Here is a 24,397-nt window from a genome sequence, read left to right as displayed (position 1 = left end):
CCCGGGGCCGCCGCGGCCGGACGATGGGACCATGAGCTCCCACACGTCCAAGGGCCGCGGCAAGGGCCGTCCGCAGATCACCCCGGGGCGCGCGGGCATCGCCGCGCTCGCGGTGCTCACCCTGGTGTTCATCTTCGAGAACACCCGCCCCACCAAGATCCGGCTGCTGATCCCGCAGGTGACGATGCCGCTCTACGTCGCCCTGCTGATCGCGGCGGTGCTGGGCGGACTATGCGGTGCCTACTTCGCCGCCCGACGGCGCAGGTGACGCCCGTCAGCCCTGGTGGAGCCAGACGCGGAGCGGCCCGATGGCCGTGAAGCCGTGGCGCAGCGCCGCGGCGAGGTCGTCCCCCGACTCGTAGCCGACGAGGGCCAGGCCGGGCCAGAGCGAGGCGGTCAGGGCGAGGGCGCCCGCCCAGGCCTCGTCCTCCGGGGTGCCGTCGGCGCTGAACACGTTGGAGATGCCGACCACCCCGCCGGTGCGGTTGGCGGCGGCTCCGGCGAGGATGCGTCCCCCGGGGTCGCGCCCCGCGAGGAAGGCGATCTCCTCGGTGAGCAGCTCCGGGTGGAACAGGCCGGTGCTCTCCTCGCCGTCCCAGGCCGTCTCCCATGCCTCCAGCTCCGCGGGGCCGGAGACCCGGCTCCATTCCAGGGCCGGGGCGGCGGCGCCGGGCGCGGAGGCCGGGCGGTGGATCCACTCGGCGCCGAAGAGGACCTCGAAACCGGCCGGAGCCAGGTCGAGCACGGCGAAGCTGTCCTTGACGGAGGCGTGCGGCGCGCCGGTGTCGATCCCGGCGAGCAGGGCGGCCGTGTCCGTGTCCCGGGTGAGGGTCACGGCGTCCGGGTAGTAGAGCGGGGTCCGGCGCGGGCTGCTCCAGGCCCCGTCGGTGAAGCCGCCGTCGCGGCTGACCGCGGCGCACCACGCGGCGTTGTTGTACGCGGCCGCGCGGAGCAGCTCTTCGGTGTTCGGGGTGATGATCACACCGGGATCGTGCCATAGGTCCTAGCCTGGGGCGATGCAGTATTTTCCGTACCTTGCGCAGGGCGCCCGGGTAGGACTCCGGCCCTACCGTCCCGCGGACGGGCCCGAGTTCACCGCACGGGCACGGGAGAGCCGGGGGCTCCACCGCCCGTGGCTGTTCCCGCCCGCCACCTTGGAGGAGTACGAGCCCTGGGCGGCCCGCCTCGCCGCGGGCGAGGACCGCGCCGGGTTCCTCGTGTGCGAGCGCGGGACCGGGGCCGTCGCCGGGTTCGTGAACGTCAACAACATCGTGCGGGGCGCCTTCCGCTGCGGCGCGCTCGGGTACGGGGCCTTCGCGCACGCGGCGGGCCGGGGGCTCATGCGGGAGGCGCTCGAGCTGGTCCTCGGGCACGCCTTCGCGGCCGGCGGGCTCGCACTGCACCGCCTGGAAGCCAATGTCCAGCCGGGCAACACCGCCTCGATCGCCCTCGTCAGGGGGCTCGGCTTCCGGCTGGAGGGACTCTCGCCGGAGTTCCTCCACGTCGACGGCGCCTGGCGGGACCACGAACGCTGGGCCGTCACGGCCGAAATGCCTCGTACCGGGGCCCCGCATCGCACAGGATGAGTCCATGCGAACCCTCGTGCTCCTCGACGCACCGTCCAACCTCGGGCTGCGGCCACCCGCCCCGGGGGCCGTGCCCGGCGTGTACAAACTGGCCGGGGCCCTGCGCGAACAGGGCCTGCTGGCCCGCCTCGGCGCCCGCGAGGGCGGGGTCGTCGTCCCGCCGCGCTACGACCGCGGCGACTGGAAGGAGGGCGACGGGGTGTTCCACGCCGGGCCCCTCGCCGCGTACACCGTCGCCCTGGCCGACCGGATCGAGGACCACCTGCGCTCCGGGGAGTTCCCCGTCGTGCTCGGCGGCGACTGCTCCATCCAGCTGGGCGCCTCCCTGGCCATGCGGCGCCTCGGGCGGTACGGCATCGCCGCGATCGACGGCTCCGCCGACTTCCGCCACCCCGGCAACGAGGCCGTCAACGGGCCCGTCGGCGCGGCCGGCGGGGAGGAACTGGCGCTCGCCACCGGCCGCGGCCAGGCGGACCTCGCGGACCTGGAGGGCCTCGGGCCCTACGTGCGCGACGAGGACGTCCGGCTCTTCGGGCTGCGCGACGGGGACCCCGACCTGCCCGAACTGCGCGCCGCAGGGATCTTCGCCGCCACCGTGGGGGCGATCCGCGACCGCGGCGCCGGACCGGTGGCCCGTACCGCCCTCACGGGACTCCAGCCGCCCGCCACCGCCGGGTTCTGGGTCCACCTGGACGCCGACGTACTGGACCCGTCCGTGATGCCGGCCGTCGACAGCCCGGACCCCGGCGGCCTGATCCCCGACGAACTCGCCGAACTGCTCGGCGTGCTGATCAGCTCCCCGCGCTGCGTCGGACTCAACGTCACCATCTACGACCCGGACCTGGACCCGGACGGGCGGGCCGGAGCCCTGCTCGCGGACCTGGTGGCGGGAGCCTTCGCGTAGGCCGGACCGGCGGCCCGGACCGGCGGCCATGCCCGGCGGACCGGCGGTCGCGATCGGCGTCAGACCCCGATCGCGCCGTCGATGCGCTCACGCAGCAGGTCCGCGTGGCCGTTGTGGCGCGCGTACTCCTCGATCATGTGGACCAGGACCCAGCGCAGCGGGACCTCGCCCAGCCACCCGTCCTTCCCGGACACCTCCAGGTCGGGCGCCGACTCCGTGAACCGCTCGGCGAAGGCCACCTCCGCCCGCCACGCCTCCCACGCCCGCTCGGCCACCGCGGGATCCGACACCGCCCCGTCGAAGTCGCCGTCGGGATCGTCCGCCGAGGAGAACAGGGCCGGGGCGTCCTGCGCGGCCAGCACCCGCCGGAACCAGCGGCGCTCCACGTCCGCGAGGTGACGCACCAGTCCGAGGAGCGACAGCGTGGACGGCTCCACCGAACGCTCGGCCAACTCCACGCCCAAACCAGAGCATTTGAGCTCCAGCGTCGCGCGCTGCGCGGCCAGCATCCCCGTGAGCATGTCCCGTTCGCCGGCGTTCACATGTGCGGTGATCCGGCTCTCCGTCGCGTCCCCGCCGAACAGCTGTCCCCGTCTGCTCCGTACGCTCATGGCCCTCATTGTCGATCACCGGCCCACGCCCCGCCAGGCTTTGCGTAATCCTGACCGGTGGCGATCCGCCGAATCCCTGTGCACCGGCCGCCCTGGCGTGTTCCATTTCCCTCATGGCCACCACCGTCCGCCGCTCCGTACTGACCCTGCCCGCGGCCCCGTTGGGTCCCGAGAACCCGCTGCCCGCCCTCCGCGACTCCGGCGGGGTGCACACGCTGGACGAGCGCTCCCGCGAGGGCCTGCCGCGCGACATGGCACGCCAGATCGGGTACGAGCCGCTGCGCTCGCTGCTGCCCGTCCGGATCCGGGACGGCTATCAACGCCGCCGCACCGAGCGGGACTTCGAGACGATCGTGATCGAGAACGCGCATCTGCGCGCCACCGTCCTGCCCGGACTCGGTGGCCGGATCCATTCGCTCGTCCACCTCCCCAGCGGACGCGAACTGCTCTACCGCAACCCGGTGTTCCAGCCCGCGAACTTCGCGCTGAACGGCGCCTGGTTCTCCGGCGGCATCGAGTGGAACCTCGGCGCCACCGGCCACACAGCCCTCTCCTGCGCCCCCTTGCACGCCGCGCTCGTCCCGGCGCCCGACGGGGGAGTCATGGTGCGGCTCTGGGAGTGGGAGCGGCTGCGCGACCTGCCCTTCCAGGTGGACCTGTGGCTGCCGGAGGACTCGGAGTTCCTCTACGTCGGCGTCCGCGTGCGCAATCCGCACGAGCGGCCCGCACCCGTCTACTGGTGGTCCAACATCGCCGTTCCCGAGGACGCGGGCACCCGGGTCCTGGCCCCGGCCGACGAGGCCTGGCACTTCGGGTACGAGCGCTCCCTGCGCCGCGTCCCCGTCCCCGGATGGGAGGGCGTGGACCGCACCTACCCGCTGCGCAGCACGTACCCCGCCGACTTCTTCTACCAGGTCGAGGACGGCACCCGGCCCTGGATCGCCTCCCTCGACGCCGACGGGCGCGGACTCGTCCAGACCTCGACGGCCCGGCTGCGCGGCCGCAAGCTCTTCGTCTGGGGTGCGGGCGAGGGCGGCCGGCGCTGGCAGGAGTGGCTGACCGAGCCCGGCACCGGCGGGTACGCGGAGATCCAGGCCGGGCTCGCCCGGACCCAGCTGGAGCACGTACGGCTGGAGGCCGGGGCGGAGTTCAGCTGGCTGGAGGCCTACGGGGCCCTGTCCGCCGACCCGGTCGCCGTGCACGGCGAGGACTGGGCGGCGGCCCGCGCCGCGGCGGGGACGGCACTGGAGTCCGCGCTGCCCGCCCCGGACGTGGACGCGGCCTACGAGGCGTGGCGCGGGTGCGCCGACACCGAGCCGGGGGAGCGGCTGGCGGCCGGCTCCGGCTGGGGCGCCCTGGAGGTGCTGTGCGGGGGCCACGAACTGCCCGGCACCCCCTTCACCGAGGACACCCTCGAAGAGGAGCAGGCCCCCTGGCTGGAGCTGTGGCGCACCGGGGTCTTCCCCGCCCCGCGCAGGGCGGCCCCGCCCGGCCCGAGCCTGGTCGCCCCGCACTGGCGGGACATGCTGGAGACGGCCCCGGCGGACCCGCTGACCGAGTACCACCTCGGGGTTGCCCAGTGGCACGCCGGGGACATCGCCCAGGCGGTGCGCAGCTGGGAGCGCGGGCTGGCGCTGGCCCCCTCGCGATGGCCGCTGCTGAGATGCCTGGCGGTCGCCGACGACCTGGCCGGCGACCCGGCCCGGGCGGCCCGCTGGTACGCCGAGGCCTTCGAGGACCTGGCCCAGGAGAGCCGGGGCGGCGCGGGCTGGCTGGCCGCCGAATCGGCGCTCGGCCGGGAGGCACTGGCGTCCCTGCTGGCGGCCGGGCTCCTGCCGCAGGCCCGCTCGGTGTGGGAACGGCTGCGCCCCGCCCTGCGCGAGGAGGGCCGCTTCCGGCTGTCGGCGGCCCGGCTGCTCGCGGCGGAGGGCCATGTGCGCGCGGCCCGGCGGGTCTTCGAGGAGGGCTTCGAACTGCCCGACCTCCGCGAGGGCGAGGAGACCCTCTCAGAGGTCTGGGCCGCCCTGACGGACTGCCCGCTGCCGGCCCCGTACAACTTCCGGATGCGCCCGCCCGCGGACCTGCCGGCCGGCTCCCCGGTCGGCGGGCGCTCCTAGAGGGCCTGGCCGGCCCGGGCCGGCTACCTGCTGTAGGTGCGGATGCGGTAGCGCAGGCCGGTCACCGAGGACTGCCAGCCGCCGTCCTCGGCGACGGTCCACGCCGGGTCCAGCTCCGGGGCGTGGGTGTCACCGACCACCTTCGTGTCGACCTCGGTCACCGAGAGCATGACGGCGTGGGCCAGCGCGGCCCGGTAGACCTCTCCGCCGCCGATCACCCAGCACGCGGCGGGGGAGGGGGCGGGGGCGGGCGACTCGGGCTGCTGCCCGGCCGGCCCCGCCGCCGCGATGTCCAGGGCCTCGTCGATGGACCCGGCGCGCTCCGCGCCCTCCGCGGCCCATGCGGGATCACGGGTCACCACGATGTTGCGGCGCCCGGCCAGCGGGCGGAACCGCGCCGGCAGCGAATCCCAGGTCTTGCGGCCCATCACCACCGGATGGCCGAGGGTGGTGGCCTTGAAGTGGGCCATGTCCTCGGGCAGCCGCCAGGGGATCCCGTTGTCCGCGCCGATCACGCCGTCGGAACTCTGCGCCCAGATCAGCCCGACGTCCATGGCCGTGCCCTCGGAGGCCGTGTCCGTGCTCATACCGCGACCGGGGCCTTGATGGCCGGGTGGTGGTGGTAGCCGGCCACCTTCACGTCGGAGTAGGCGTAGTCGAAGAGCGAGTCGGCCCGGTGCAGCTTCAGCTCGGGGAACTCGAACGGGGTGCGCGAGATCTGCTCGGTCACCTGCTCGACGTGGTTGTCGTAGATGTGGCAGTCACCGCCCGTCCAGATGAAGTCGCCCGGCTCCAGGCCGGCCTGCTGGGCCACCATGTGGGTGAGCAGGGCGTAGCTGGCGATGTTGAACGGCACGCCGAGGAACAGGTCCGCGCTGCGCTGGTACAGCTGGCAGGAGAGCTTCCCGTCGGCCACGTAGAACTGGAAGAAGGCGTGGCACGGGGCGAGCGCCATTTTGGACAGCTCGGAGACGTTCCAGGCCGACACGATCATCCGGCGGGAGTCCGGATCGCGGCGCAGCGTGTCCAGGACCTCGGTGATCTGGTCGATGTGCTGCCCGTCCGGGGTGGGCCAGGAGCGCCACTGCGCGCCGTAGACCGGGCCGAGGTCGCCGTTCTCGTCGGCCCACTCGTCCCAGATCGTGACGCCGTGCTCCCGCAGCCAGCCGACGTTGGACTCGCCGCGCAGGAACCACAGCAGCTCGTACACGATCGACTTGAGGTGCACCTTCTTGGTGGTGACCAGGGGAAACCCCTGCGAGAGGTCGTAACGCAGTTGGTGCCCGAAGACACTCCGGGTGCCGGTGCCCGTCCGGTCGGCCTTCGCCGTCCCCGAGGTGAGCACCAGCTTCAACAGGTCTTCGTACTGGGTATCCGCCACGGGCACCGAGTCTACTGGGCCGGGCGGGGCGTTCAGCCGGTGACCAGGCCGTCGGCGATCAGCCCGGCCAGGACCGCCTCGCCGACGGCCACGACCGCCGTCTGGGGGCGGATCATCACGGTGATCTCATCGATCAGGCCCTCGGGCGTGAGGTGCAGCATGTCGATGCCGTGCACCTGCCGGTCGCCCACGGTGGTCCGGAACGGCAGCACGGTCGCCGGTGCCTCGGCTCCCTCCGCCCCGAACGGGACCCCGGCGGACTGGACGCTGCCGTCGAAGTGGCCGACGTAGTGGAAGCCCTCGAAGGTGCGCAGCAGGACGCGGAAGAGGGCCAGTACGGCGGGCCTGCCCTCGAAGGGCTTCGACTTCACCGGGCTGTTGAGCCGGACGTCCTCGGTGAACAGGGCCTCCAGGGCGGCGAGGTCCTGGCCTGCGACGGCGGCGCGGAAGCGGTCGGCCGTGCTGGTGGCGGTACTCATGAGGACTCCTCGATAGTCACCGATGTGATTACTCACTTTCTTGACTATCATGGCCCGGCGCCCTGAGGAAGAGGAAGAGGGCGACGAAGAGGAAGAGGGAGAGGAGACCGGAGGATGGCTCTGCGCCACGCCGTACTGGCGGCGCTGCTCGACGAGGAGCTGAGCGGCTACCAGCTGGCCAAGGCCTTCGGCACGGGCGTGGCCAACTTCTGGCACGCCCTGCCCCAGCAGCTCTACACCGAGCTGGCCCGGCTGGAACGGGAGGGCTTGCTCGCGGGCCGCGAGGTGGTCCAGGACACCCGGCCGAACAAGCGGCTGTTCCGGGTCACCGACGCCGGACTGGCCGAGCTGGAGCGCTTCACCGCCGCCGAGACCAAGCCCTGCGTCATCCGCGACGACCTGCTCGTGAAGGTCCAGGCGGCCGAGTACGTCGACACCGAGGGGCTGATCGCGCAGCTCGCGGAGCGGACCGCCTTCGCGACGGCCAAGGCGGAGCTCTTCGAGAAGCTGCTGCGGTCGATGCGCGGCGAGCGCACGGAGGAGGAGTTCCTGCTCCACGGCGCACGGATCGGCCCCTACCTCACCTGCCTGCGCGGCCTGGAGTTCGAGCGGGCCAACCGGGCCTGGTACGAGCGCACGACGATCATTCTGAACGAAAGGCGGGCATCCCGTGGAGAGCAGTGAGCGGCGGTGGCCGACCCGGTACGTGGCGCTCGGCGACAGCCAGAGCGAGGGCGTGGGCGACGGGGACGACCGCACCGGGCTGCGCGGGTGCGCCGACCGGCTCGCCGAGCTGATAGCGGTGCACCAGCCCGAGGTGCTCTACGCCAACCTGGCCGTGCGGGGCCGCCTCGCGGCAGGGGTCCGCGAGGGGCAGCTCGAGCCGGCCCTCGCCCTCCGGCCCGACCTGGCCACCGTGGTCGCCGGGGTCAACGACGTGCTGCGGCCCCGGTTCGACGCCGACGAGGTCGCCGGGCACCTGGAGGCGATGTTCGCCGCGCTCACCGCACAGGGGGCCCGCGTCGCCACCGTCACCTTCCCCGACATCGCGAAGCTCGTCCCGCTCGCCAAGGGGGCCGCCCCGCGCGTCACCGCGCTCAACGAGCGGATCCGGCGGGCGGCCGGGCGGCACGGAGTGGCCGTCGCCGACTTCGCCCGCCACGAGGCCTCCACCGACCCCCGGATGTGGAGCGCGGACCGGCTGCACGCCGCGCCGTCCGGCCACGCGATGATCGCCGCCGGTGTCGCGCACGCCCTGGGGCTCCCCGGCAGCGACGACGCGTGGACCCGCCCGCTGCCCGGCCCGGCGCCCGCCGCCCCGGCGGGCCTGCGGGGCGTCGCCGGGGAGCTGCGGTGGGCCGTGGGCTTCGCCGGGCCCTGGATCGGGCGGCGGCTGCGCGGACGCTCCTCCGGAGACGGCCGCACGGCCAAGCGGCCCGAGCTGCTCCCCGTACGCCTGGCGGCCTGACGGCCGCACCCGCCGGGGTCAGGGGCGGCAGATGATCTCGCCGTGCAGCACCGAGAACCAGGCGTCCGGCTCCGCACCCCAGGCGTGCCAGGCCTCCGCGGCGGCCGACAGCTGCGCCTGCGTGGCGTGTCCGCCGCCGGTCGCGATCCCGGCGTAGGAGGAGGCCGTCGTACGGTCCGCCCACAGCGTGGACCACCAGGCAACCTCCTCCTCGGTCGCGTAGCACCACGAGGTCGCCGTACAGGTCACGTCCGTGAAGCCGGCCGCCCGCGCCCACGCGCGCAGGCGGCGTCCGGCGTCCGGCTCGCCGCCGTTGGCGCGGGCCACCCTCCGGTACAGGTCCAGCCATTCCTCCAGCCCCGGAGTCGATGGGTACCAGGTCATCGCCGCGTAGTCCGCGTCGCGCGCCGCGACGATCCCGCCCGGCCGGCAGACCCGGCGCATCTCGCGCAGGGCCTGGACCGGATCGCCCACGTGCTGCAGCACCTGGTGGGCGTGGACCACGTCGAAGGAGTCGTCCGGGAAGTCCAGTGCGTGGACGTCGGCCGTGGCGAACTCGATGGTGGTCAGGCCGCGTTCCTTCGCGTACGCGGCGGCCTGGTCGACCACGTCCCGCGCCGCGTCCACCGCCGTGACCCGGCCCTGCGGCCCCACCAGCTCCGCCAGGTCCGCCGTGATCGTGCCCGGGCCGCAGCCCACGTCCAGGACGGCCATGCCCGGGCGCAGCGCGCCGATCAGGTACGCGGCGGAGTTCTCGGCGGTGCGCCAGCGGTGCGAGCGCAGCACCGACTCGTGGTGTCCGTGGGTGTAGACCGCGGTCTCGTGCGCGGGCTCCGTGGCGTCTGCGGTGTTCATGGGACCTGGCTCCTTCGTCGTCGAAGTGCTGTCGAAGCGTTGATCTCACCGTAAAGGATCAGTTCGTCATCTGAGATATGTGTTTTGACATGTGGACACGATCCTTGTGCACCAAGGAGGTTGGCCGAGCGGGTGGCAGGTGCAGGAGCGGGCGAGGACAGTGAATCCGGGGGAGCGAAGGGCGGTGGGATCCATGTCGGACCTCCTTCTGGAGCGGCACGCCGAGGCGCTGCGGCTCTTCGGCCAGTACGTGCACGCGGTCTCGGACGCGCAGTGGGACGCGCCGACGCCCTGCAGCGAATGGAGCGTGCGCGACCTGGTCAACCACGTCACCGCCGAACAGCTGTGGATACCGCCCCTGGTCACCGACGGCCGCACGGTCGAGGACATCGGCAGCACCTTCAACGGAGACGTCCTCGGCACGGATCCGGCCGCCGCCTGGGACGAGGCCTCGGCCGCCGCGCACATCGCGTTCGAGGTCCCCGGGGCCTTGGACCGCACCGTCCGGCTCTCCTACGGGCCCGCGCTCGGGTCGGCGTACTGCTCGGAGCTGACCGCCGACTGCGTGGTCCACACCTGGGACCTGGCGCGGGGCATCGGCGCCGACGACCGGCTGCCGGACGACCTCGTGGAGTTCTCCCTCCAGGAGGTCATGCCCTACGCCGACGGCCTGGCCGCGAGCGGCATGTACGCGGCTCTGCTGGAGGTGCCGGCCGGGGCGGACGCCCAGACCCGGCTGCTCGCGCTGCTGGGAAGGGGCGGCTGACGAGGTTGCGGTGCCGGTGCCGGTGCCGGTCCCCGGCCCTGCCGTCCATAACGGGCGATCCCGGACGAATAACCGTATAAAGGCATGGTCGGGAGCGCGGGGACGGCAGGGAGAGGTGGCGCGCGGTGTCGGGGATCCAGCGCACGACGGCCGAGGGCCGGGGCCAGGTCCGCTACGGTCCGCCCGCACCCCAGCCGGGCCTGCCCGTGCTGCCCGAGCTCACGGCCGTCCTGGCGGCCGCCGCCTGGCGTTCGGCCGCCGAACCGGCTGGCGGAGGGGTGCCCGTACGGGCCGCAGCGGCCCGGCACTGGGGGAGGCGCGGGCTGGCCACCGACCCCGACCACGTGGCCGCCGGACCCGGCGCGCCCGCCCTGCTGCTGGCCCTGCTCGGCGCGTACGGCGGCGACGTCATGCTGCCCCGGCCGTGTCCCGCCTGGTGGACTCCGCAGGTCCGGCTGCTGGGACGGCGGGCCTACCACGTGCCGACTCCGGCCGAGTGCGGTGGCGTACCCGACCCGTACGCCCTGCTGGAGACCGTGCGCCGGGTCCGCGCCGAGGGCGGCGACCCGCGGGTGCTGCTGCTGTCCGTGGCCGACGACCCGACCGCCACCGTCCCGCCGCCCGAACTGCTCCGCGAGGCCTGCGAGGCCGCCGCCTCGGCCGGGCTGTTCGTCGTCAGCGACGAGACCTGGCGCGACACCGTCCACCGGCCGGCCCGGGGGCTCCCCGGCGCCCACGAGCACGACCGGCTCGTCGTGCTCAGCCCCGCCGAAATGCTGCCGGACGACACCGCGGTGCTCCTGGACCTCTCCGGCGCCCTGCTGCCCGCGGGCTGGCCCGCCGCCGTCGTCCGCTTCCCCGGCACCCCGCACGGCACCTGGCTGCGCGCCCGGACCCTGGACGTGCTCACCGCCACCGGCGGGCTCGTCGCGGGCCCCGTCGCCGGGGCCGCCGCGCACGCCCTCGACGAGCCCGCCGCCGTCGCGGGCCGCGCCGCCGCGGCGGCCGCCCTGCACGGCGCGGTGGCCCGGGCCGCCCACCGGGAACTCCTGGCCGCCGGGGCGCTGGCCCGGCCCCCGCAGGCCGGCCGCCACCTCTACGCCGATCTGACCCCGCTGCGCTCCGGGCTCGCCCGGCAGGGCATCGGCGACGCGATGGAACTGGAGGACTGGCTCGGCGGACGGCTCGGCGCGCCCACGCCCGGCGGGCAGCGGTTCGCCGACGAGCCCGTCGCCCCGCGGGTCCGGCTGTCGACCGGACCGCTGCTGGGCGCCACCCCGGAGGAACAGCTCGCGGCCCTCACTGCGGCCGACCCCCTCGCCCTGCCCCACGTACGGGACTCCCTGGCCCGCCTCCGGTCGGTGCTGGCCGCGCTGTCCGACTGACCCCTGAAACCCCCGACTGCCGCCGGTGAACGGAGACTTCTCGATGAGGGATCAGACGGACGCCCCCTCGGCCTCCCGGGCCGGGGCGGGCCCGGACGTCCCCGCGGCGGCCGTGCGGGTCGGTGCGGGTACGGGTGCCGGTACCGGTGCGGGTGCCGGCGTGCGGCGTGCGCGGCCGCGGCCGCTGGGCGAACACCGGCTGTGGCCGCGCTCGTTCGCGGACCGGCTGACCACCCCGCTGCCCGGGGTGCGGGCCTTCGCCCGGCTCGCCCGCGAGGGTGCCTTCCGGCCCGGCGCCGAAGGACTGCGCGGCATTCCCGACCTGCCGTACGCGCCGGCCCCGCTGCCCCCCGTGCCCGCCGGGGCGGTGTCCGTCACCTGGGCCGGGCACGCCAGCTGGATCCTGCGGATCGGCGGGCTCACCGTACTGACCGACCCGGTCTGGTCCCGGCGGATCCTCGGCACCCCGGCCCGGATGACCCCCGTCGGCGTGCGCTGGGAGGACCTCCCGCCCGTCGACGCCGTGGTGATCAGCCACAACCACTACGACCACCTCGACGCCCCCACCCTCAAACGCCTCCCGCGCGCGACGCCGCTCTTCGTGCCGGCGGGGCTCGCGCGGTGGTGCCGGCGGCGCGGGTTCACCGCGGTCACCGAACTCGACTGGTGGGAGGCGGCCGAACTGGGCGGCGTACGGTTCGAGTTCGTGCCGGCGCACCACTGGTCGAAGAGATCGCTGACGGATGCGTGCCGGACGCTGTGGGGCGGCTGGATGCTCAGTGTGCTCGGAGGCGGCAGCGAGGAGAAGAAGGTCTACTTCGCGGGGGACACGGGCTACGGGCACTGGTTCGGGGAGATCGGGCGGCGGCACCCCGGCATCGATCTCGCGCTGCTCCCGATCGGGGCGTACGCGCCGCGGTGGTGGCTGCGGGACGTGCACGCGGATCCGGAGGAGGCGGTGCGGGCCTGTCTGGACCTGGGGGCGCGGCGGATGGCTCCCATGCACTGGGGGACCTTCGTGCTGTCGGCGGAGCCGGTGATGGAGCCGCTGCAGCGGGTGCGGGCCGCGTGGGCCCGTACCGGGCTGCCCCGGGAGCACCTGTGGGACCTGCCGGTCGGGGCGTCCCGAGCGCTGTAGCCGCCGGACGGCTACGGGGGCGTGGGCCCTGCGGGGCTGTCCCCGACCCGCCCTTCCACCGTTCCCCGGGCTCTGCCCGGACCCCTTCTGGGGCTCCGCCCCAGACCCCGCTCCTCAAACGCCGGAGGGGCTGGATTTCCGGGTCAGTTGCCCGGGTGGAGGCGGCGCCACAGGGTCGGGGCTGCGCTGATGAGGATCGTGAGGGCCACCGCCAGGGCTACGCCCTTCCAGGGTTCCGCGAAGAGGGAGCCGCCCACGATGCCGATCAGACCGTAGGTCGCCGCCCAGGCGAGGCACGCGGGGCCGTCGCCGCGGGCGAAGCGGCGCAGGGGGAGCTCCGCGAGGAGGCAGGCGAGCATCACGGGGATGCGGCCGCCCGGGAGGAGGCGGGAGACCACCAGGACGAGCACCCCGTTCTCGTCGAGCTTGCGCTGCGCCTGGGCCAGCCGTTCCGGGGTCGCCCGCCGCCGCAGGGCCTCCAGCCAGCGCGACCCGTTCCGCGAGCGCACCCCGCGCCGGCCCAGCCAGTACAACGCCATGTCCCCGGCGAACGCGGCCAGCGCGGACACCCCGAACACCAGCAGCAGCCCGAAGGGCAGGGACTCCTGGTGGAATGCCACCACCGCCGCCGAACTGACCAGCGCCCCCGTGGGGATCACCGGCACCAGCGCGCCCAGCGCCACCAGCACGAAGAGGGTCGGGAGGCCGACCGCCTGCTGGGTGGATTCCGGCGGGACCTGCGCCGCCGCCTCCGCGAGCTGTGACAGGGCCCTCACGGCAGCCGCACCCGCTCGCCGTGCGCCGGCACCCGGACCGACACCTTCGGCGCCTCCCGCCGGGCACACCGTACGAACTCCTCGCCCGGCGCGTGGAACTCGTGCGGCCGCACCGCGTCCATCCCGATCGGCCAGTACGTGCCCCAGTGCACCGGGACCGCCGCGGCCGGTGCCAGCAGGGCCAGCGCCCGCGCGGCGGCCGCCGCGTCCAGGTGCCCGGGCCCCAGGTTGGGCCCCCAGCCGCCGACCGGCAGCAGGGCCACGTCCACAGGCCCGACCTCCTCGGCCATGGAGTCGAACAGGCCCGTGTCCCCGGCGAAGTAGGTCCGCGAGGAGCCCTCGATCACGTACCCCAGCGCAGGGGCGAGCCGCGGTCCGAACGGCAGCCGCCGTCCGTCGTGCCGCGCGCTGACCACCCGGACCCGTACGCCGCCCCGTACGCCGTCCCCCACGGCGACCGTGTCGCCCGGCGCCACCTCCGTGACCGCCAGCCCCCGCGCCCCGGCCGTCCGCGCCAGCCCCGGCACCGCGCCCGGCGCCCCGCGGGGCACCAGCAGCCGGGTCCCGCGCGCGAGGCGCGCCAGCGAGGGCAGGTGCAGGTGGTCTGCGTGCAGGTGCGAGACGAGCACCGCGTCGGCGACCGCCGCCTCCGGCGGGGGCACGGCCCCGCGACGGCGGCGCAGGTGGGCGAGCCGGCGTGCGAAGAGCGGGTCCGTGAGCAGCCGGACGCCGGAGTCCTCGACCGTGCACGTGGCGTGGCCCCACCAAGTGATCTCCACCGGCCCCCCTCCCTCGTCCCGTCCGAGCCTAAAGGCTGCCCGCCCGAACCGCCCGGAACCGGGGTACCGCCCCCGGCAAAACGGGCCTTCACGCCCCCTCCTCCCCGGCGGCGGATCGGAGTAGGGTCGGGCGGCATGGATGAGCTGCGCGTGGCCGCGATCGCCAGCCTGGCCCCGCTGGAGGACCTGGACACGGATCCCTTCGCCGTCGACACCCGGAGCCAGCACGCCATGTGCGCCCGCTGGGCGGCCGACCGGGGATACGTCGTGACCCGCCAGCTGTTCGTCTACGGGCTGCGCGCCGACCACTGCGGCCTGTGGAACGACATCGACGCCGGCCGCGTCGACCTGTTCGTGACCGCCAACCACCGGGTGCTGACTCGGGCGCTGCGCTCCGTGGGGGAGTTCACCGCGGAGTGCGAGCGGCGCGGCGTACGGCTGGAAACCGCCGGTCTCGACGAGCCGCGCTACACCTCCGCGATGAAGGCCGAGGTGCACCGCCGGCTCTCCATGCCCACCGCCGGATACGACGGCACGTAGACCGCAGCACGTAGTCGGCACCACGTGGGCGGCACCGCGCAGCCGCCCGCGGATTCGAGCCGCCCCCCGTACGCAGATCCGCCGCCCGTGTCACCCGGCCGGGCGGGCGCCGCTGTGCGAGCCTGGACATCGTGGGACGGGGGCTCGTCGGCGCGGTGCGGGCCACGGTGGTGAGGCGGGTTCGGCGTGGTGCGAGGCCGGTTGCGGAGTACGGGCGGCGCCCTGGTGCGCGTGGTCGTGGTCTGGGCGGTGTCCACTCTCACCATGCTCGCGCTGGCCGGCATCCTCCCCGACTTCCGGCTCCAGGCGGGCGCCGGCGAGGACCGCGACAGCATCACGCAGATAGGCCTGACGGCCGCCATCGGGGCCGGCGCCTTCGGTCTGCTGAGCGCGCTGGTGTGGCCGGTTCTGGTCCGCGCCCTGCTGCTCGTGCCGGCCCTGGTGCTCGGCCTGCTCGTCTTCTTCCTCAACGGCTCGCTGCTGCTGCTGGCGCTCAGCCTCATCCCGGCCGGCCGCGGCGCCGCGGACCCCGAGACGGCGGTGGTGGTCGCCGCCGTGATGTCCGCGGTCGCGTCCGCCACCTCCACCGCCCTCGCCGTACGCGACGACGAGGCCTACCGGCGCCGGCTCTACCGGCTCTCCGACCGCCGCCGGCGCCGCCAGCACCGCGAGGGGATGCCCGGGGCCGGCGAACGCACCCCCGCCGTGGTGTTCCTGCAGCTCGACGGGGTCGGGTACGAGGTGCTGCGCCGGGCGGCCGGCAGCGGCCTGATGCCGACGGTCGCCGACTGGCTCGACCGGACCCACCGCGTCACCTCCTGGCGCACCGACTGGTCCAGCCAGACCGGCGCCAGCCAGCTCGGCATCCTGCACGGCTCCAACTTCGACGTCCCGGCCTTCCGCTGGTACGAGAAGGACACCGGCGAGGTGGTCGTCTGCAACCGGCCCACCAGCGCCGCCGAGCTCCAGCGGCGGGCCGTCGAACGCACCCGGGACGGGGGCCTGCTCACCCTCGACGGGGCCAGCCGCGGCAACCTCTTCAGCGGCGGCGCAGGGCAGCTGGCGCTCGTCCTGTCCGTCTCCGCCCGGCGGGGCCCGCACAACCGCTCCCGCGCGGGGTACTTCGCGTACTTCTCCGACCCGGCCAACGCGGTCCGCACCGCGCTCTCCTTCGTCGCCGAGGTGGCCCGCGAGATCACCCAGTCGCTGCGCGGCCGCCTGCGCGGGGAGCGGCCGCGGGTTGCGCGCGGCGGGCTCTACCCGCTGATCCGGGCCTTCGCGACGGTGGTGGAGCGCGACGTCGTGGTCGCCGCGGTGATCGGCGACATGCTGGCCGGGCGCGCCGCGGTCTACGCCGACCTGGTCGCCTACGACGAGGTCGCCCACCACTCGGGCCCGCGCTCCCGGGACACCGAGCAGGTCCTCGCCCGGCTCGACCGCAGCCTCGCGCTCATCGCCCGGGTCGCCGAGCACGCGCCCCGGGAGTACCGGATCGTGCTGCTCTCGGACCACGGCCAGAGCCCGGGGGAGACCTTCCTCGGCCGCTACGGACTCACCCTGAAGGACCTGGTCCGCGCGGGCTGCGGGCTCCCGGTCTCCCGGAAGGCCGGCCGCACCCACAGCGGCGCCGAGGCGCGGGCCGCCGTACGGGCCGCCCTGCACCGGCCCGTGGAGGAGACGGACGAGGAGGTGCGCCCCGCGGCGGGCCCGGACCCGGTGGTCCTGGCCTCCGGCAACCTCGGGCTGATCTCCTTCCCGGACCTGCCCGGGCGGGCGTCACGGGAAGCGATCGAGCGTGCCCACCCGGCGCTGCTCTCCACCCTGGCGAACCACCCCGGGGTCGGGTTCCTGCTCGTCGACGGGACCGTCCTGGCGGCCGGCGGAGCGGAGGCCCGGCTGGACGAGCCGGGCGCGGCGGAGGCACTGCTGGCCCCCTTCGGACCGGGCGCGGCGCGGGCGGTCCGGCGGACCGACACCTTCCCGCACGTGGCGGACGTGATGGTGAACTCGGCCTACGACCCGGAGACCGGTGCGGTGCACGCCTTCGAGGAGCAGATCGGTTCGCACGGAGGCCTCGGCGGGGAGCAGGGCCACCCGTTCCTGATGTGGCCGGTGGAGCTGTCCGAGCCGGTGCTGCTGCCCTCGGCGTCGGGACCGGACGGAGAACTGGTGGGGGCGGAGGCGGTCCACGAGGTCCTGCGCCGCTGGCTCACCGAGGCGGACGGACCCCAGGTCCCGGTTCCCCCGCTTTCCCCGGAGATCCCGCTGAGCCCTGGAACGGACCCGGCGCCGGCGCCATGACCCCGGCGCGGTGCGGCCGTCCCGCGCCGGGCGTACGTTGGAGACAGAGTCCATCAGGGGGGCTCCGAGGGGTCGCCATGTCCGCGATCAGCAAGAGCATCGACATAGACCGCAGGCCCGAGGACGTCTACTCGTACATCACGGACCCCACGCACCTGCCGGAGTGGCAGGACAGTGCCGTCTCGGCGGTGCCGATGGGCGACCTTCCCGTCCACGTGGGCTCGAAGGTGCTCGTCACCCGGCAGCTCGGCAAGCGCAGGATGCCCACGACCATGCAGGTCATGGAACTGGACCCGCCGCGGAGCTGGCACTTCCACGGGATCGACGGTCCGGTCCGGCCGGACGTGCGGGGCCGCATCGAACCCCTCGACGGCGGGACCCGCTCGCGCGTGACCATCGCCGTCGACTTCGAGAGCCACGGCATGGGCAGGGCCCTCGTCCCCCTCGCGGTCAAGCCCATGGTCCGCAAGGAGATGCCCCGCAGCGAGGAGAAGCTCAAGCACCTGCTGGAGCACTCCGCGGCCTGAGAACAAGGACCGCAAGGCCCGCAGGAGCGGGAAAAACCGGGTGCTCCGGGACACGTGGTGCGCTCACACTGGGCGCACCCGTACCCGGACCACTCAAGGACGACCCCACCCGTGCAGGCTGCCGTCACCGTCACCCCCGCCCAGATCCCCGAACTGCTCCTCGGCCTCGCCACCGTGCGGCCCGTGTTCCTGTGGGGCGCGCCCGGGATCGGGAAGTCCTCGCTCGTGCGGAAGTTCGCCGACTCCCTGGGCCTGGAGTGCGTGAGCCTGCTCGGTACGCAGCTGGCGCCCGAGGACCTGATCGGCGTACCGCAGATCCGCGACGGACGTTCCGTCTTCTGCCCGCCGGAGGCGATCGCCCGCGACGAGCCGTACTGCCTGTTCCTCGACGAGCTCAACGCCGCGAGCCCCGACGTCCAGAAGGCCTTCTACTCGCTGATCCTCGACCGCCGGATCGGCTCCTACGAGCTTCCCGCGGGCTCGATCGTCATCGGCGCGGGCAACCGGGCCACCGACAACGCGCTGGCCCGGCCCATCGCCTCGGCGCTGGTCAACCGCCTCACCCACGTGCACCTGACGGCCTCCGCACAGGACTGGCTGGTCTGGGCCGGGGAGCACGGCATCCACCCCTGGGTCACCGACTACCTCACCGACCGCCCCGACCACCTCTGGTCGCAGCCGCCCAAGACCGAGGAGCCCTTCTCCACGCCGCGCTCCTGGCACATGCTCTCCGACGCCCTGCACTCCTTCGGGCCGGGCCTGGACGAGCAGACCCTGAAGGTCGTCGCGCACGGCACCCTCACCCCGGCGCACGCCGTCTCCTTCTGCGGGTACGCGAAGATCGTCCGCCACAGCTTCGGCATCGAGGCGATCATCAAGGGCGACGCCTCCTGGCCCACCCGGCTCGCCGACCGCGACCTGCTGTACTACCTCGCCGAGGCCTTCCGCGGCCGCCTGATCAAGGAGCTGCCCGCGCAGCGCGAACACGTGTCTCCCGCCGTCCGGCAGACCGCCTACCGAGCGAAGTCGCTGCTCGTGCAGCTCGCCGAGATCTCCGTCGAGGTCGCCCAGACCGTCATCGCCGACGACGCCGACGGACTGCCGGTGCTGCCCGGCTGGTTCCTGATCGAGGCCGCCCGCGACATGCCGCGCCTGGTCGAGGCCCGCCGATGAGCCGCGGCGGTCGGGGCAAGGAGGCCAAACCCGACCCCGCGACCCAGGCCTTCGCCGAGGGCCTCGCCCTGGTCAAGCGGAACCCGGCCCTCGCCGCCGTCAACGCGGACGTCTGCCGCGAGGCCAACTGCCACACCACCCCGGCCGGGGGCCTGGCCGCCGTGACCTCCAACGGCAGGATCCACGTCCACCCCACCAAGCGCGCCGATCCGCAGGAGTGGGCGTGGACGATCGCGCACGCCCTGCTCCACCTCGGCTTCGGCCACGTTCCCGCCGCCAAGAATGAGGACCGGCCCCAGCCCGACCGCTTCGACCTCGCCGCCCGCTGCACCGTCGTCAACCGCTTCCTGTTGACCTTCCCCGTCGGCCGGGCCCCGGACCACCTCCCCGCCGAGTACCCCGGCGGCGACGAGGAACTGCTCGCCGCCCGCTGGCGCCGCGACGGCATCCCGGCGTCGTACGAGAACTGCGGCACCGCCGGGGACCACCCCGACCAGGTCCTGATGCCCTGGCGCAACTGGGGGACCGCGGCGCCCCCCGACTGGGAGACCGCCTTCGCGCACGCCCTGACCCGCAGCGTCTCCGCCGCCATGGACGTGGCCGGCGGGAGGCGCGACCGGGTCACCGGGGAGCGGGTGCGCCAGCACCCCTGGGACCGGGCACTGAACTGGTTCGTCTCCTCGTACCCGCTGCTCGGCGGCCTCGCGAGCGGCCTGCGGATCGTCGCCGACGCCGAGCTCGCCCGCGCCGAGGGCATCGCCGTCGCCGCCGTCAGCGCGAGCGCTGGCGAGATCTACATCAACCCGCTGCGCACCTTCACCGACGGGGAGTGGCGGTTCGTCCTGGCCCACGAGATGCTGCACGCCGCCCTGCGCCACGGCGAGCGCTGCGGCGCCCGCGACCCGTACCTGCACAACGTGGCCGCCGACTACGTGGTCAACGGCTGGCTCGTCGAGATGGGCGTCGGCGAGATGCCCGAAGGGCTGCTGTACGACCCCGAGCTGCGGGACCTGTCCGTCGAGGAGGTCTACGACAGGATCACGGCCGACCTGCGCCGGATGCGCCGGCTCGCGACCCTGCGCGGCAAGGGCCTCGGGGACATCCTGGGCGAGCCGCTGGCCCACCCGGGCAGCGTCCCGTACTCGGACCTGGACGACTTCTACCGGCGCGGCCTGGTCCAGGGCTTCGACCTGCACGAGTACGGGGAGCGCGGGCTGCTGCCCGCCGGGCTGATCCAGGAGATCCGGGCGCTGGCCCACCCGCCGGTGCCGTGGGACGCGCGGCTGGCCCGCTGGTTCGACGAGTACGTGCCGCGTCCCGAGCCCGTACGGTCCTACGCGCGCCCGGCGCGCCGCCAGGCGTCCACCCCGGACATCCCCCGCGCGGGCCGGTACTTCCCGCCCGAGGAGATCGCCCGCTGCACCTTCGGGGTGGTGCTCGACACCTCGGGCTCCATGAACGCGGCCCTGCTCGGCAAGGCGCTCGGCGCCATCGCCTCGTACGCGGAAGCCCGCGACGTACCGGCGGCACGCGTCGTGTTCTGCGACGCGGCGCCGTACGACGCGGGCTATCTGCCCCCGACCGAAATCGCGGGCCGGGTGAAGGTGCGCGGCCGGGGCGGGACCGTACTGCAGCCCGGCATCGACCTGCTGCAGCGGGCGGAGGACTTCCCGCCCGGGGCCCCGGTCCTGGTGATCACGGACGGGCAGTGCGACACCCTGCGGATCCGGCGCGAGCACGCCTTCCTGGTTCCACAGGGTGCCTCCCTGCCGTTCACACCCAAGGGGCCGGTCTTCCGACTGGCCTGACCGTTTTTAGTCGAGGTAGTCGCGCAGCACCTGCGAACGCGACGGGTGACGGAGCTTCGACATGGTCTTCGACTCGATCTGGCGGATGCGCTCACGGGTGACCCCGTACACGCGGCCGATCTCGTCGAGGGTCTTCGGCTGGCCGTCGTTGAGCCCGTAGCGCATGGAGACCACGCCCGCCTCGCGCTCCGAGAGCGTGCCCAGGATGGACTGGAGCTGCTCCTGGAGGAAGGTGAAGGAGACCGCGTCGGCCGGTACGACCGCCTCGGAGTCCTCGATGAGGTCACCGAACTCGCTGTCGCCCTCCTCACCCAGGGGGGTGTGCAGGGAGATCGGCTCGCGGCCGTACTTCTGGACCTCGATGACCTTCTCGGGGGTCATGTCGAGTTCCTTGCCCAGCTCCTCCGGAGTGGGCTCCCGGCCGAGGTCCTGGAGCATCTGGCGCTGGACGCGCGCCAGCTTGTTGATGATCTCGACCATGTGGACGGGGATGCGGATGGTGCGCGACTGGTCGGCCATGGCACGCGTGATCGCCTGCCGGATCCACCAGGTGGCGTACGTGGAGAACTTGAAGCCCTTGGTGTAGTCGAACTTCTCCACGGCGCGGATCAGGCCGACGTTGCCCTCCTGGATCAGGTCCAGGAAGAGCATGCCGCGGCCGGTGTAGCGCTTGGCGAGGGAGACCACGAGACGGAGGTTGGCCTCCAGCAGGTGGTTCTTGGCCCGGCGGCCGTCCTCGACGAGGATCTCCAGCTCGCGCTTGAACGCGGGCTTGTGGTCCTCCTCCTCTTCGAGCTTGTACTCGGAGAAGAGACCGGCCTCGATGCGCTTGGCGAGCTCCACCTCCTGCTCGGCGTTGAGCAGCGGCACCTTGCCGATGAGCTTGAGGTAGTCCTTGACGGGGTCGGCGGTGGCGCCGGCGACCATGACGGTCTGGGCCGGTGCGTCGTCCTCGTCGTCGTCGGACAGGACGAAGCCGGCGCTGCCGCCCGTCTTGGGCGCGTCCTTCTCGTCGCCCTCGTCCAGGTCCTCGGCAGCCCAGTCCTCGCCCTCGACGACGGCGGCCTCGGCCTCGTCGCCGTCCTTGGCGGTCTTCTTCGTGGCGGCCGTCTTCTTCACGGCGGTCTTCTTCACGGCGGTCTTCTTGACCGTCCGCTTCTTCGGCGCGGCGGCGGCCTCGGCCGCCACCTCCTCCTCGGTCCCGGAGGCCGACGGGTCGGATATCGCCGCGGCGGGGGTGGTGGCAGCCGTCTTGCGCGCACCGATGAGGCGCGGCGGGGCGGCAGCCTTCTTGGCGACGGTGCGCGCGGGAGCGGCGGCCGCCTTGCGCGCCTTCTTGACGGGAGCCTTCGTGGCGGGGGCGGCGCTGACGTGCAGCGCGACGCCCTCCTCGTCCAGGACCTGGTTCAGGCTGCGCAGGACCCGCTTCCACTGGTCCACCGGGATGCGGCCGGCCTCGAAGGCCTGGCGCACGTCATCACCGTTGATGTGACCCTGCTCGCGGCCGCGCTCGACAAGCGCGACCAGGGCCTCGGATTCGGCGATCTCCGTGGGGAACGTACGGGACGGGCTGAGCGACACAAGGAGCCTCTCGTTGCGAACAGATAAGGGGTGGCGGGACATCATCGCGCGAACTCGGGAAACAGACCCGAGGGGGGTCTGTATTCCGGGCCGCGCGAGGACACCTGTCGGTTCATCGCATGCCCGAGTAGATTCGTTACGCGCTGAATTGAGTGACCTGCGCCACGCTGTGACCGGGGAGCCGGTCGGGGGTGATCGCGTTCGCCCGGTTTGTCAGCCCGTTTTGCGGGCCTCGATGAGAAATCGGGCGGTGTGTGCGACGAACGGGCCTTCGCGCTCGATCTGTTCGTGCAGCTCGCGCAACCGGTCCCGATGCTGCCCGACCGTGAAGCCGGGCACCATCCAGATCACCTTACGCAGAAAGTAGATCACGGCTCCGATGTCGTGGAACTCCGTCCGCAGCCGCTCGGAGCGCAGGTCGACCACCTCCAGTCCCGCCTTCGTGGCCCCGGCGACCGCGTCGTCGGGGTGCCGGGCCCGCCGGACCTCCTCCGGCTGCGGGCCGAGGAAGTACTCCACGAGCTCGAAAACGCTCGCCGGTCCGACCTGCTGGGAGAGGTACGTGCCGCGGGGCCGCAGCACCCGCGCGATCTCCTCCCACCAGATCGTCACCGGATGCCGGCTGGAGACGAAGTCGAAGGCCTCGTCGCCGAACGGCAGCGGCGGCTCGTCGGAGTCCGCGACCACCACGGCCCCGAGCGGGTGCAGCAGCCTCGTCGCCTTGTCGATGTTCGGCGGCCACGACTCGGTGGCCACCGTCAGCCGGGGCAGGGGGCCTGCTCCGGCGAGCACCTCCCCGCCGCCGGTCTGGATGTCCAGGGCGGAGCCCGCCTGCCCGAGGTGCCGCGCCAGGAGGCGCTGGTAGCCCCAGGAGGGGCGCTGCTCGGTGGCGCGGCCGTCGAGCCAGGAGAAGTCCCAGCCGTCCACGGAGACGGATTCCGCTTCCGCGACGAGATGGTCGAAAGTGCGCGTCATGTCTCGATCGTCCCAGGTCCGGCGCCGGTCATCCACCGGATTGCCGGGGGCGCGGACCTGCGCCGGGCTCCGCACCGGGCCGCACACCGGGCTTCACGGGGGTTCGCTTACACTTGCGGCGGGCCGTGACTGGCGTTCGGGTGGATCACCACCGGGGAGCGGCCCGGCGTACTCCCGTATCCGTACGCCGACTGCCGCGCGCCTGGGCGAACCGCGATTCCGCAGCGACGCTCAGGAGCCCCGATGACCACCCAGACGACCGCCCAGCAGGCACGGACCGCCACGCTGATGGACGGCACCGCCCTCGCCCGCCGCATCTCGGAGCGGACCGCCGAGTACGCCGCGAAGATCACCGAGCGCACCGGTACCGCGCCCTGTCTGGCCACCGTGCTCGTCGGTGAGGACCCCGCGTCCGTCACCTACGTCCGGATGAAGCAGAACCGCTGCGCCAAGGCCGGGATCACCTCCCGCCACGTGGAGCTGCCCGCCGCGACGACCACCGAGGAGCTCGTCGCCACCCTGACCGCGCTCTCCGAGGACCCGGAGATCAGCGGCATCCTGCTCCAGCACCCCGTCCCGCACCACATCGACGAGCGCGCCGCCTTCGAGGCCATCGCCCCGGGCAAGGACGTCGACGGGGTCACCATGCACTCCTTCGCCGCCATGGGCTTCGGCCTGCCGGGCTTCGTCTCCTGCACCCCCGGCGGCATCATGCGGCTGCTGGAGGCCTACGACGTGGACCTGACCGGCAAGCACGCCGTGGTCGTCGGCCGCAGCGCGATCCTGGGCAAGCCCGCCGGGATGCTGCTGCTGGAGCAGAACGCGACCGTCACCTACTGCCACTCCCGCACCGTGGACCTGCCGTCCATCGTCCGCCAGGCGGACGTGCTGGTCGCCGCCGTCGGCAAGGCCGAGTTCATCCGCGGCGAGGACATCAAGCCGGGCGCCGTGGTCCTGGACGCCGGGTACAACGAGGGCAACGTCGGCGACGTCCACTTCGAGTCGGCCGCCGCCCGCGCCTCCCTGATCACCCCGGTCCCGGGCGGCGTCGGCCCGATGACCATCGCGGTGCTGCTGGAGCAGACCGTCCAGGCCGCCGCCGCCCAGGCCGGCCTGGAGCTCGCGGACCTCTGACCTGCACCCCGCTCCCTCCGGTACGACGAACGCCCCGGGCCCTTCGGTCCGGGGCGTTCCGTTTCCCGCGGTAACAGGTCGAAAGTATGATCCGGGTCCCGGGCGGCAGGGCT

25 protein-coding genes and 1 riboswitch are annotated in these 24,397 nt (G+C 73.8%); of the genes, 15 read left to right on the top strand and 10 right to left on the bottom strand.

Translation table 11 applies throughout. The features are described from left to right. Nucleotides 1-31 precede the first annotated feature (31 nt). Complete coding sequence (locus tag NLX94_RS03410; RefSeq protein ID WP_254381026.1) at nucleotides 32-268, top strand: LapA family protein; 237 nt, start codon at nucleotides 32-34, stop codon at nucleotides 266-268. Nucleotides 269-274: 6 nt separating this feature from the next. On the opposite strand, the gene NLX94_RS03405 is transcribed toward NLX94_RS03410, so the two are convergent. Next, on the bottom strand, nucleotides 275-976 hold the full coding sequence (locus tag NLX94_RS03405; RefSeq protein WP_374683896.1) for a hypothetical protein: 702 nt from the start codon (nucleotides 974-976) through the stop codon (nucleotides 275-277). A gap of 40 nt (nucleotides 977-1,016) precedes the next feature. Here NLX94_RS03405 and NLX94_RS03400 point away from each other — a divergent pair, with 40 nt between their 5' ends. Beyond that, nucleotides 1,017-1,586, top strand: coding sequence for a GNAT family N-acetyltransferase (locus NLX94_RS03400; protein WP_254381024.1), 570 nt, complete (start codon nucleotides 1,017-1,019; stop codon nucleotides 1,584-1,586). Between the two features lie 4 nt (nucleotides 1,587-1,590). Next, nucleotides 1,591-2,490, top strand: a complete 900-nt coding sequence (locus NLX94_RS03395) for an arginase family protein (protein WP_254381023.1) — start codon at nucleotides 1,591-1,593, stop codon at nucleotides 2,488-2,490. Between the two features lie 59 nt (nucleotides 2,491-2,549). On the opposite strand, the gene NLX94_RS03390 is transcribed toward NLX94_RS03395, so the two are convergent. Next, on the bottom strand, nucleotides 2,550-3,101 hold the full coding sequence (locus NLX94_RS03390; RefSeq protein ID WP_374683891.1) for a DinB family protein: 552 nt from the start codon (nucleotides 3,099-3,101) through the stop codon (nucleotides 2,550-2,552). A 113-nt stretch (nucleotides 3,102-3,214) separates the two neighbouring features. Between NLX94_RS03390 and NLX94_RS03385 the strand changes: the two genes are divergently transcribed. Next, nucleotides 3,215-5,218: a DUF5107 domain-containing protein gene (locus tag NLX94_RS03385; RefSeq protein ID WP_254381022.1), complete on the top strand. Its 2,004-nt coding sequence runs from the start codon at nucleotides 3,215-3,217 to the stop codon at nucleotides 5,216-5,218. A gap of 23 nt (nucleotides 5,219-5,241) precedes the next feature. Here the strand turns inward: NLX94_RS03385 and NLX94_RS03380 are convergent, their stop codons facing one another. The 3 genes from NLX94_RS03380 to NLX94_RS03370 are packed head-to-tail and all read right to left on the bottom strand — an operon-like array spanning nucleotide 5,242 to nucleotide 7,078. After that, complete coding sequence (locus NLX94_RS03380; protein ID WP_254381227.1) at nucleotides 5,242-5,772, bottom strand: dihydrofolate reductase; 531 nt, start codon at nucleotides 5,770-5,772, stop codon at nucleotides 5,242-5,244. 29 nt (nucleotides 5,773-5,801) lie between these two features. After that, nucleotides 5,802-6,599, bottom strand: a complete 798-nt coding sequence (locus tag NLX94_RS03375) for a thymidylate synthase (RefSeq protein WP_254381021.1) — start codon at nucleotides 6,597-6,599, stop codon at nucleotides 5,802-5,804. Nucleotides 6,600-6,631: 32 nt separating this feature from the next. Continuing rightward, entirely contained in the window at nucleotides 6,632-7,078 is a 447-nt protein-coding gene (locus NLX94_RS03370; protein WP_254381020.1) for a nuclear transport factor 2 family protein, read from the bottom strand. Nucleotides 7,079-7,192: 114 nt separating this feature from the next. Between NLX94_RS03370 and NLX94_RS03365 the strand changes: the two genes are divergently transcribed. Further along, nucleotides 7,193-7,762, top strand: coding sequence for a PadR family transcriptional regulator (locus NLX94_RS03365; RefSeq protein ID WP_254381019.1), 570 nt, complete (start codon nucleotides 7,193-7,195; stop codon nucleotides 7,760-7,762). After that, nucleotides 7,749-8,546 carry an SGNH/GDSL hydrolase family protein gene (locus tag NLX94_RS03360; protein WP_254381018.1) on the top strand — a complete coding sequence of 266 codons (798 nt, stop codon included), beginning with the start codon at nucleotides 7,749-7,751 and terminating at the stop codon, nucleotides 8,544-8,546. The genes NLX94_RS03365 and NLX94_RS03360 overlap by 14 nt, the downstream gene beginning before the upstream one ends. 18 nt (nucleotides 8,547-8,564) lie before the next feature. Here the strand turns inward: NLX94_RS03360 and NLX94_RS03355 are convergent, their stop codons facing one another. Continuing rightward, nucleotides 8,565-9,401, bottom strand: a complete 837-nt coding sequence (locus tag NLX94_RS03355; RefSeq protein WP_254381017.1) for a class I SAM-dependent methyltransferase — start codon at nucleotides 9,399-9,401, stop codon at nucleotides 8,565-8,567. Between the two features lie 193 nt (nucleotides 9,402-9,594). Here NLX94_RS03355 and NLX94_RS03350 point away from each other — a divergent pair, with 193 nt between their 5' ends. The 3 genes from NLX94_RS03350 to NLX94_RS03340 all read left to right on the top strand — a co-directional run bounded on the left by NLX94_RS03350 (nucleotide 9,595) and on the right by NLX94_RS03340 (nucleotide 12,690). Beyond that, on the top strand, nucleotides 9,595-10,167 hold the full coding sequence (locus NLX94_RS03350; RefSeq protein WP_254381016.1) for a TIGR03086 family metal-binding protein: 573 nt from the start codon (nucleotides 9,595-9,597) through the stop codon (nucleotides 10,165-10,167). A gap of 134 nt (nucleotides 10,168-10,301) precedes the next feature. After that, entirely contained in the window at nucleotides 10,302-11,552 is a 1,251-nt protein-coding gene (locus NLX94_RS03345) for an aminotransferase class I/II-fold pyridoxal phosphate-dependent enzyme (RefSeq protein WP_254381226.1), read from the top strand. Between the two features lie 43 nt (nucleotides 11,553-11,595). Beyond that, nucleotides 11,596-12,690, top strand: coding sequence for an MBL fold metallo-hydrolase (locus tag NLX94_RS03340; RefSeq protein WP_254381015.1), 1,095 nt, complete (start codon nucleotides 11,596-11,598; stop codon nucleotides 12,688-12,690). A 143-nt stretch (nucleotides 12,691-12,833) separates the two neighbouring features. Here the strand turns inward: NLX94_RS03340 and NLX94_RS03335 are convergent, their stop codons facing one another. Together NLX94_RS03335 and NLX94_RS03330 are read right to left on the bottom strand one after the other, a co-directional pair. Continuing rightward, complete coding sequence (locus NLX94_RS03335) at nucleotides 12,834-13,457, bottom strand: DedA family protein (RefSeq protein WP_254381225.1); 624 nt, start codon at nucleotides 13,455-13,457, stop codon at nucleotides 12,834-12,836. A 5-nt stretch (nucleotides 13,458-13,462) separates the two neighbouring features. Continuing rightward, entirely contained in the window at nucleotides 13,463-14,245 is a 783-nt protein-coding gene (locus NLX94_RS03330) for an MBL fold metallo-hydrolase (protein WP_254381014.1), read from the bottom strand. Nucleotides 14,246-14,380: 135 nt separating this feature from the next. Here NLX94_RS03330 and NLX94_RS03325 point away from each other — a divergent pair, with 135 nt between their 5' ends. The 5 genes from NLX94_RS03325 (at nucleotide 14,381) to NLX94_RS03305 (ending at nucleotide 20,594) form a co-directional block, all read left to right on the top strand. Beyond that, on the top strand, nucleotides 14,381-14,785 hold the full coding sequence (locus NLX94_RS03325; protein WP_254381013.1) for a hypothetical protein: 405 nt from the start codon (nucleotides 14,381-14,383) through the stop codon (nucleotides 14,783-14,785). A gap of 186 nt (nucleotides 14,786-14,971) precedes the next feature. Then, nucleotides 14,972-17,086, top strand: coding sequence for an alkaline phosphatase family protein (locus tag NLX94_RS03320; protein WP_254381012.1), 2,115 nt, complete (start codon nucleotides 14,972-14,974; stop codon nucleotides 17,084-17,086). A gap of 77 nt (nucleotides 17,087-17,163) precedes the next feature. After that, complete coding sequence (locus tag NLX94_RS03315; protein WP_254381011.1) at nucleotides 17,164-17,613, top strand: SRPBCC family protein; 450 nt, start codon at nucleotides 17,164-17,166, stop codon at nucleotides 17,611-17,613. A gap of 111 nt (nucleotides 17,614-17,724) precedes the next feature. Beyond that, nucleotides 17,725-18,786, top strand: a complete 1,062-nt coding sequence (locus tag NLX94_RS03310) for a MoxR family ATPase (protein ID WP_254381010.1) — start codon at nucleotides 17,725-17,727, stop codon at nucleotides 18,784-18,786. Further along, nucleotides 18,783-20,594: a hypothetical protein gene (locus tag NLX94_RS03305; RefSeq protein ID WP_254381009.1), complete on the top strand. Its 1,812-nt coding sequence runs from the start codon at nucleotides 18,783-18,785 to the stop codon at nucleotides 20,592-20,594. Before NLX94_RS03310 ends, NLX94_RS03305 begins: the two co-directional genes overlap by 4 nt. A 6-nt stretch (nucleotides 20,595-20,600) precedes the next feature. Here the strand turns inward: NLX94_RS03305 and NLX94_RS03300 are convergent, their stop codons facing one another. Both NLX94_RS03300 and NLX94_RS03295 read right to left on the bottom strand, forming a co-directional pair. After that, nucleotides 20,601-22,175, bottom strand: coding sequence for an RNA polymerase sigma factor (locus NLX94_RS03300; protein ID WP_308402364.1), 1,575 nt, complete (start codon nucleotides 22,173-22,175; stop codon nucleotides 20,601-20,603). Nucleotides 22,176-22,388: 213 nt separating this feature from the next. Beyond that, nucleotides 22,389-23,150, bottom strand: coding sequence for a methyltransferase domain-containing protein (locus NLX94_RS03295; RefSeq protein WP_254381008.1), 762 nt, complete (start codon nucleotides 23,148-23,150; stop codon nucleotides 22,389-22,391). 115 nt (nucleotides 23,151-23,265) lie between these two features. Then, nucleotides 23,266-23,365: riboswitch (ZMP/ZTP riboswitch) on the top strand. Nucleotides 23,366-23,393: 28 nt separating this feature from the next. On the opposite strand from NLX94_RS03295, the gene NLX94_RS03290 reads away from it, so the two are divergent. Further along, nucleotides 23,394-24,284, top strand: coding sequence for a bifunctional 5,10-methylenetetrahydrofolate dehydrogenase/5,10-methenyltetrahydrofolate cyclohydrolase (locus tag NLX94_RS03290; protein ID WP_254381007.1), 891 nt, complete (start codon nucleotides 23,394-23,396; stop codon nucleotides 24,282-24,284). The last annotated feature ends 113 nt before the right edge of the window (nucleotides 24,285-24,397 follow it).

This window comes from Streptomyces sp. TBY4, assembly GCF_024213195.1.
GTDB lineage: Bacteria > Actinomycetota > Actinomycetes > Streptomycetales > Streptomycetaceae > Streptomyces.
Note: the sequence above shows the minus strand (reverse complement) of the source record. Positions and strands in the feature narration are given on the sequence as shown.

Bases quoted from the DNA above. Each gene is read 5' to 3' on its own strand.
- NLX94_RS03410 (WP_254381026.1), top strand. From the start codon at position 32: ATGAGCTCCCACACGTCCAAGGGCCGCGGCAAGGGCCGTCCGCAGATC.
- NLX94_RS03400 (WP_254381024.1), top strand. From the start codon at position 1,017: ATGCAGTATTTTCCGTACCTTGCGCAGGGCGCCCGGGTAGGACTCCGG.
- NLX94_RS03395 (WP_254381023.1), top strand. From the start codon at position 1,591: ATGCGAACCCTCGTGCTCCTCGACGCACCGTCCAACCTCGGGCTGCGG.
- NLX94_RS03390 (WP_374683891.1), bottom strand. From the start codon at position 3,101: ATGAGCGTACGGAGCAGACGGGGACAGCTGTTCGGCGGGGACGCGACG.
- NLX94_RS03385 (WP_254381022.1), top strand. From the start codon at position 3,215: ATGGCCACCACCGTCCGCCGCTCCGTACTGACCCTGCCCGCGGCCCCG.
- NLX94_RS03380 (WP_254381227.1), bottom strand. From the start codon at position 5,772: ATGGACGTCGGGCTGATCTGGGCGCAGAGTTCCGACGGCGTGATCGGC.
- NLX94_RS03370 (WP_254381020.1), bottom strand. From the start codon at position 7,078: ATGAGTACCGCCACCAGCACGGCCGACCGCTTCCGCGCCGCCGTCGCA.
- NLX94_RS03365 (WP_254381019.1), top strand. From the start codon at position 7,193: ATGGCTCTGCGCCACGCCGTACTGGCGGCGCTGCTCGACGAGGAGCTG.
- NLX94_RS03355 (WP_254381017.1), bottom strand. From the start codon at position 9,401: ATGAACACCGCAGACGCCACGGAGCCCGCGCACGAGACCGCGGTCTAC.
- NLX94_RS03350 (WP_254381016.1), top strand. From the start codon at position 9,595: ATGTCGGACCTCCTTCTGGAGCGGCACGCCGAGGCGCTGCGGCTCTTC.
- NLX94_RS03340 (WP_254381015.1), top strand. From the start codon at position 11,596: ATGAGGGATCAGACGGACGCCCCCTCGGCCTCCCGGGCCGGGGCGGGC.
- NLX94_RS03325 (WP_254381013.1), top strand. From the start codon at position 14,381: ATGGATGAGCTGCGCGTGGCCGCGATCGCCAGCCTGGCCCCGCTGGAG.
- NLX94_RS03315 (WP_254381011.1), top strand. From the start codon at position 17,164: ATGTCCGCGATCAGCAAGAGCATCGACATAGACCGCAGGCCCGAGGAC.
- NLX94_RS03305 (WP_254381009.1), top strand. From the start codon at position 18,783: ATGAGCCGCGGCGGTCGGGGCAAGGAGGCCAAACCCGACCCCGCGACC.
- NLX94_RS03295 (WP_254381008.1), bottom strand. From the start codon at position 23,150: ATGACGCGCACTTTCGACCATCTCGTCGCGGAAGCGGAATCCGTCTCC.
- NLX94_RS03290 (WP_254381007.1), top strand. From the start codon at position 23,394: ATGACCACCCAGACGACCGCCCAGCAGGCACGGACCGCCACGCTGATG.